This is a genomic window from Streptomyces nanshensis (assembly GCF_001751255.1).
Classification (GTDB): Bacteria; Actinomycetota; Actinomycetes; order Streptomycetales; family Streptomycetaceae; genus Streptomyces; species Streptomyces nanshensis_A.
In genome coordinates this window covers 20409-27214 of the sequence record NZ_LJGW01000231.1, presented here as the reverse complement: position 1 = coordinate 27214, position 6806 = coordinate 20409, and the positions used below count along the sequence as shown (strand labels likewise).

Here is a 6806-nt window from a genome sequence, read left to right as displayed (position 1 = left end):
CCGGCCCCTCGGGGGAAGAGGGGCCGGGCCGCGGATTCGGAGTTGGTTCGCGGGTTGGTCAGGCGGCGTTGACGGTGGTCTCGCTGGTCTCGTCCTGGGTCAGCTCGCGGATCTCGAACATGTCGGCTCCTTGCCGGTTGGAGGCGTTCGGTGTGCTCCCCAGTGGGGACTCGACTAGTCTCCCATAGCCGTATACGGCAATTCAATTGCGCATACGCGTTTTCTGGAGGGCTCCGTGCCGCACTTCCCTGCCCCGCTCCCCCACGCCGAGAGGCTTCTGAACGGCCCTACGCCCGATGAGGACCTCGCCGCATCCCGCACCGTCGCCGCCGCCCGCCGTCACCTCGCCTACCTCACCGCACGCGCCGGCGGGCACCTCACCGAGGCCGGAACCTCCCGCGGCGGGCGGACGCTGGAACTCGGCGTCATCGGCAACGGCCAGCGGCAGATCCTCGTGATCGGCGGACCCCACCCCAACGAGCCCGTCGGGGCCGCCACCGTCCTGAGCCTCGCCGGCTTACTCGCGCGGGACCCCGCGCTGCGCGAAACCGCGACCTGGCACCTGCTGCCGTTCCTCGACCCGGACGGCGCCGCCCGCAACGAGCTGTGGACCGCGGCCTCCCTGTCCCCGGACTTCACCAGCTACCACCGCGGCTTCTTCCGCCCCGCCCGCGCCCAGCAGCCCGAAATGGCTCTCCCCCGCTCCGGGCCAGCCGACCTCCCAGAGACCGAAACCCTCGCCGCTCTCCTCACCGGCCTGCGTCCCGACGTCATGTGCTCCCTGCACAACGCCGATCTGGGCGGCACGTTCCTCCTCACCTCCCACCCCGCACCGGCCCTCCCCGCCCTGCTGCACGAGGCGGCCGCACGCCACAAAGTCCCCGTGGAACCGGCACCGGCCGACGCCGCCCTCGACGAATGGGAACGCCTCGACGACGGCGTCTACCGCATGCCGCCGCCCGCCCCCACCGCCCGCCGCCTACACAGCGTTCAGCTCGCCCGTGAACTGGGCACGTTCGCTCTGCTCCCCGAAGTCCCGGCCTGGACCGGCACATCCGGGACGCTCACGCCGCAGGACGCGGCCGCCCGGCTGGAGGAGGCATGCACCGCGCTGAAGCCGTACGCCGACCGCTGCACCCCGGGCACCTCCCCGTACGCGGACGCCGTCCTCGACACACTCAACGTCCTGCACGCCATCCGTACCGCCTGGTCCCGCTCCCCCGCCCCCGCCACGGGGAGCACCCGCGACTGCGCCCACTTGCTGCCGCTGCGCACGGCCGGGATGCTCGCCCAGGAGCTGTCCCACCAGCACCGCATCCATCCACGGGACGCGGAACTCGCCGCCGACGTACGGGAGATGCACTCCCTGCTCCAGACCTGGTGCGACGAGGCCGAACAGATACTCCGTCCGCGACCGGTACCGCTTCGCACGGCCGTCGCGCTGCAACTGGATCTCGCCCTCGGCGCGGCCACGCTGGGGCCGGCGCCCGCCACGACGTAGCGCCCAGGCTGGGCCGAAGCGGGGCAAGGACTCACACGGACGCGGCGGGGCCCCGAGCAGATCACGGCATCTGCCCGGGGCCCCGCTTCGCGCCACGCGTACGGACGAGAGGTTCTCCAGCAGCCCACACCGGCCTGGCGCGGGTCAACGGTAGGCGTCGAGCGGTACGTGAGCCTGACCGAAGGGGACGACGCGCTTCTCGATCGGGCTCACGTACCGGCCGCAGCGACATGGGCAGCGGCGGTTCGCGACGGCCCTTGCTGCCCGCCGCGCAGCGGGCAGTTGGGCGGGGCGAGGGCCAGGCGGCGCAGGCTCGCGGCGATCGCCTCCGGGCACCGCTGGCGGCCGAGGACGTCCTCGGCCGTACGGAGTGCCTGCTGCTCCGCAGTCAGCTCCGCCGAGTCCGGCGTCGGCCGTCGTCGATGCGGGGAGGTGGGCGCCATGAAGCTTTCCTTCCTCCCTTCCGCGCCGGTCGGCGTCCGCCGGCTTACGTGTCGGTGATCTGTTGAAAACTCGCCGGTGGTGCGCTGCGCTTGCAGGCTCTCCGGGCCGTCGCTCTTACCACGAGGCGGGAAAGGGACGCCGGGTGAAGGCAGCGTGTTTCTCGTCGTCCTCGCAGACGAATCCGCGGTTGCCCGCCGTGTCCTTGCGCAGGATCGTGCCGCTGTTGGTGGCGCACCAGGCGCACGGCGCGAGATGGCGGATGAGGGGGCCGCCGACGGGGATCAGGACGGTGGTGAGGCCGCGCTGCTCTTCTGTGCGGGCGCCGAGGAGGATCTGCCGGACGGTCTTCCCACGGCGCAGCCGGACCTTGATCACGGGGTAGTTCCGGGCAAGCAGGTCGCCGCTTTTGGTGCGGATGGAGAGCGTGATGTGGTCGCCGTGGTCGCCGGGGGTGTCGGTGCCGACGTTGCGGGCGGTCTCCCACGCGGCCTCGAACTGCGTGAGGGGCAGGGCCACGCGCCAGTTCAGATCGTTGGCCCGGAGGTAGATGGGGTGCATCCCGCTGGCGTCCCAGCTCGCGGTGAGTACCAAGCCCAGGAGGTCGAGGTGCCCAGCGGCCCAGCGCTCGCACTCCGCGAAGTTGGTCGCGACCTGGGAGAGGGTGGTGGCGATCCCTGCGGCCTGGAGATCGTCCCGGATCTCCTTGGCGCGCTGCTGGTCGTCCTTGCTCAGGGCGTCCCACTTCATGATGGATCTCCTGTCCGTGAGTCAGCGGCGGTGCGCGTAGTGGTCCAGTGGCTGCGGCTCCGCGTGGGAGTCGTCACCGGATGTCTGGTTCGCTTCCGGGGGGAGTGCGGCGGCTTGAGCGGGTCGTCCGGTACGGGCGAAGGGCTTCGTGAAGGTCGCCGTAGGCGGGGTAGGTGTGTGTGCCGAGGGCTGCGGGGACGTCCAGGTGGCTTTGGGGGATGACGATGAGCGGAACCTCGCGAGTAAGGTCCGCCCGCATGATGGCCAGGTCGCCGGGCCGGTCTGCCGCTTCTCGCGCGCCGCCCTGAGCTGCTGGGCTCGCGTGATGCGCTCCGCGATCGGGCACACGTACCGGCCCCGGCCGCGGCCGGCGGCGGCACCGTGCAGCGGGACGTCGCAGTTGGGACAGCGGTGGTTGCTGATCTTGTCTCCGCGGCGTACACGGACGTTTCGCAGCTCTCCGCATTGGGCGCAGCGGCCGTTCACGAAGTCCCCTCCGTCTCGTCGTCAAGGTGTGGCGGGGCCAGGAGGCGCAACCGGGGCCGCGTGGGGACGGGGTCCTTGCCCGGGATGGGCCAGGCGTCAGCGCAGACCCCGTACGTGGGTGGGGTCCACTCGGAGAGTTGCCCGCCCCACGCGGATGCCTCGGGGCGGGGGCGGACGGACCACCGGTACAGCTCGACCCAGTCGCAGTCGAAGTAGACGGGCATCAGCCCACCGCGGTTGGGGATGGGCTCCGGGGCGTACTCGTTCTGTTCACGCACCTGTTGGCGTACGCGGTCGGCTTCGTCTTGGTGTCGGGAGCAGAACCAGCGGTTGGTGTGCCAGCCCGTACGCGGGTCCTTGACGACCACCTTGCGTTCCGCGACGGTGCCGCAGACGCGGAGCTTGTTCCTGAAGTCGTCCGGCCCGTCCAGGTGGGGGCGGATGCGCGGGCCGGAGCACAGGCGGTCGAGGGGGTCGGTGCGGCGGTCGGGCCGCTCGTAGCGGGGTATGTCGGTGCGGATCACAGCCCGGAGTTGGTTCCAGCCCCTGAGCGTGAGGGCGTCGCTGATCGCCCGCCATACGGTGGTCTCGTCGTCGAGGGGTGCCATGGTCACGGCGTAGGCGGTGGCGAGGAGGAGCACCCGGGCCTGGGCGTCGGCCCGCTCGTCCTGGTAGATCTGGCGGGCGAGTTCGGCGAACGTCCCGCCGTCCCCGCCTCCGGTACGCTTCGGCCGTTTCTTCCTCACCGGCGCTTCTTGGACGTGGGCGAGGTGCAGCGCGGCGCCCATCATGCCTCCTGTTCATGCAGCAGCGGATAGGGGACGGGCGTCATCAGGTCGCCTCCTTGGCGCGGTGCGGCGCTCCGGTGGGCTCGGCATCGAGTGGTGTGTCGGGATCGAGGCGGTGGAGTTGGTCGGCGGCCCATCGGGGTGCGGTGTCCAGGGCGTGATCGAGCTGCTCGGGGTCGGTGGCGAGGGTGACCGGGTGGGTGCGGGCGGCCCGGCGGGCCGCACGGCGTATCTGCTCCGCCTCACCCCGGTGGTGCAGCTCGGCGAGACGGCGGGCGCGGTCGCGTCCGAGGACGAGCTGGGTGAGTTCGCTGTGCTGGTTGCCGTGGGTCCAGCGCAGGATCGTGTACTGGGGCTGCTCACCGGGCCGGTCGGCCAGAACCTGCCACAGGACGTCGTCGGCCGCGGGCGCCTGCTTCCATGAGGTCCACCCCTCGGCGAGAGCACGCTCGTTGACGGCGAGGTGCGCGGCGGCGACGGCCTTCTCGGTGTCCTCGTCGAAGACGTCGACGTTCTGATGGAGGTTGCCGGGGGCGGTCATGGTGCCGTACGGCAGGGTCCAGAACGCGATCCGGCAGGGGCGGCACAGGGGGTAGCCGCCGCCGTAGACCAGCGAGTTGTTGAGGTGCTGCGCGGAGTCCGACAGGGGGAATTTGTCCTTGCCCCAGCGCTGGGAGGCGCCGGGAGTGCCGCACACCTTGCACGGCCACACCCTCCCGCCGTCGGCCTCCACGTCCGCGGGATCGGGGTCGGGGCCGAGGAAGGCCCGTACGCGGTCGCCAATGGGACCAGGGTGCTTGCGGCGCGAGGGGTGCACCGGCGGCGACTGCGGATACATCCCGGCCAGCCGCACCAGCCACGCCCAGCCCGGCGCCGCCTTCTCCAGGCGGCCGGCCCGGTCGCAGTCGCGGGCGATGCGATCGACGAGGGTGTCGAGGTCGCTGTCGGTGATCTGATCTGGGTGCGGGCGGCCGCACAGCAGGGCGCCGGTCCAGGCGCCGGAGCGCTGCAAGGGGTGCGGGGCGAGCAGCATCGGCAACTCCCTTCGATGCGGGGCGGGTTGGTCAGTGCTGGAGCCACCAGGAGGCGCTGGTGCGGTCTCCGCCCTGGACGGCGGCCTCGCGGGAAGCGACGCGGTCGGCGTAGGGGCGGGGTGGCGTCGGCATGACGTTCTCCTGGGTTCAGGCGAGGGCAGGGGCGCTGGCGATGGGCCGGTGCGAGGCGGTCGGGAGGGGGCGGGACGGTTACAGGGATTCGTGTGCGGTGTGGCGGGCGCGGGCGAGGCTCATCGCGACCTGGGCGACGGGGCGGAAGACCCGGTCGTGCTGGAAGGCGGCCTGCCAGTGGCCCGTGGGGTTGCTGCGGAGAGCTTGAGGTGGCCGACCGGACGGGGTGTAGGCGAGGGCGGCGACGGTGCGCAGGTCCGTCTGGGTCCTGCGGGTGGCGTGCGCGTCGAGCATCCGCAGGAGTCGGCCCCACGCTTCGACGCTTCCCTGCTGGAGCTGTTGGACGAGGATGTCCAGGGACGGGTCCGCGATGCTGTCGAGCGAACCGAGGACGTATCCGATGTCGGGGGCGTCGGCATGGTGCGGGGCGGCGGTGTTGCGCTTGGCGAGTACGGCGTGGACGGCGAGCACGGCGGTCAGGGCGTTGGTGTGCGCGAGGTTCTGCTCGTCGAAGGCCTGGTCGGCGGATGGTCGGTCGGGCGGCAGCGGCAGGCCTGCGTCGCCGACGGCGTTGGCGAAGGAGAGTGGGTCGGGGGTGAGGATCGTCCCGTTCCTGCCGCGGTGGTAGGTCCAGCGCTGGGCGTGGCGGGTCCACTGCCCGGGAGGTGGACCGCCGCCCGCCAGGTGGGTGCACAGGGTTTCGAGGTAGGTCTCGTCGAGCACGGAGGGCCTCTTTCTAGGGTTGCGTGGCGATGCCGAGGAGCTGCGGGGCGGCGGTCCGGCGTACGGGCGGTCTCCTTCAGGCGAAGGAGAGCAGGTAGGAGGGCATCCCTGAGCAGCGGCCGCAGACGCGGCCGGGGATGCCGCTGGAGTCGACGGCTTCGTGGGAGCGGCCGGAGCGGTCGCAGTTGTCGCAGCCCGGGCGGCGTCGGGGCTGCGGCAGCTCGGAGGCGTCCGGTGTGCCGGGGGCGGGGCAGGTGGGCCAGTGCTCGGTCTGGGCTTCGGCGCCGTGTCCGACCAGGTGTCCCGTTCCGCGGGCGGCCGGGCGCGCGCAGCGCCAGCACCGTGCCTTGCGGCGGTTGGGGCGTTGGGCCTCGGCCAGGACGATCGGCTCCCGGTCCTGGCCGGGTGCCGGGTGCTGCTCCAGGAGGCGGGCGAGCGCCGTGGTGACCGTCTTGCCGAGGGCCGTGCTGGAGCGGCGGAAGTGCTGCGGGCCCCACAGGAGGGTCAACGTGCCGTTGGAGGTGAGGAGTTCGGCGCGGACGGTCGCGTCCTCGGTCGTGTAGGCACGGGCGGTCTGGTAGGCGTGGTCGGTTCCGGTCGCGGCCTTGTCGGCGAGCAGCAGCACGGTGCCGGCCGGGAGGGCGACCGCGTCGCCGGGCGTGAGCCAGTTCCCGGGCAGTGCCTCTGTTCCCGTGGCGCCGGGTTCGGCGGCGTCGACGGTGCGCCGCCATCCGGAGCGCTTGCCTTCGGGTACCGGCGGGACGGTGATCGCGGTCCAGCCGGGCGGGACGGTGGCGCCGGGGACCGTACGCCGCCCGTCGGGGTTCAACTCGTGTGCCATGGCGCCTCCTTGGCAGTGATGTTCCGTGACGAACCAGCATGAACCTCGCCACTGACAGCCGGGGTCGAGTCGCGCGTTCATGCCGTCGCCGCAACCTCGAGGCAGCCTAA

7 protein-coding genes are annotated in these 6806 nt (G+C 72.1%); 1 reads left to right on the top strand and 6 read right to left on the bottom strand.

Annotation, left to right across the window (positions count from 1 at the left end; all coding sequences use genetic code 11):
• Positions 1-235 precede the first annotated feature (235 nt).
• Positions 236-1501 carry a M14 family zinc carboxypeptidase gene (locus AN218_RS13470; protein WP_070017084.1) on the top strand — a complete coding sequence of 422 codons (1266 nt, stop codon included), beginning with the start codon at positions 236-238 and terminating at the stop codon, positions 1499-1501.
• Between the two features lie 209 nt (positions 1502-1710).
• Here AN218_RS13470 and AN218_RS13465 read toward each other — a convergent pair whose 3' ends face one another.
• The 6 genes from AN218_RS13465 to AN218_RS13440 form a co-directional block, all read right to left on the bottom strand.
• Positions 1711-1944: a hypothetical protein gene (locus AN218_RS13465; protein WP_070017083.1), complete on the bottom strand. Its 234-nt coding sequence runs from the start codon at positions 1942-1944 to the stop codon at positions 1711-1713.
• A gap of 115 nt (positions 1945-2059) precedes the next feature.
• Positions 2060-2692 (bottom strand): hypothetical protein, encoded by a 633-nt coding sequence (locus tag AN218_RS13460; protein WP_070017082.1) that lies wholly within the window; start codon positions 2690-2692, stop codon positions 2060-2062.
• Positions 2693-3174: 482 nt separating this feature from the next.
• Positions 3175-3924, bottom strand: coding sequence for a hypothetical protein (locus AN218_RS13455; protein WP_141747567.1), 750 nt, complete (start codon positions 3922-3924; stop codon positions 3175-3177).
• A gap of 85 nt (positions 3925-4009) precedes the next feature.
• Positions 4010-4999 carry a hypothetical protein gene (locus tag AN218_RS13450; RefSeq protein ID WP_070017080.1) on the bottom strand — a complete coding sequence of 330 codons (990 nt, stop codon included), beginning with the start codon at positions 4997-4999 and terminating at the stop codon, positions 4010-4012.
• A 211-nt stretch (positions 5000-5210) separates the two neighbouring features.
• Positions 5211-5855 (bottom strand): hypothetical protein, encoded by a 645-nt coding sequence (locus AN218_RS13445; RefSeq protein WP_070017079.1) that lies wholly within the window; start codon positions 5853-5855, stop codon positions 5211-5213.
• A 76-nt stretch (positions 5856-5931) separates the two neighbouring features.
• Positions 5932-6696, bottom strand: coding sequence for a hypothetical protein (locus AN218_RS13440; RefSeq protein ID WP_070017078.1), 765 nt, complete (start codon positions 6694-6696; stop codon positions 5932-5934).
• Positions 6697-6806: the final 110 nt, after the last annotated feature.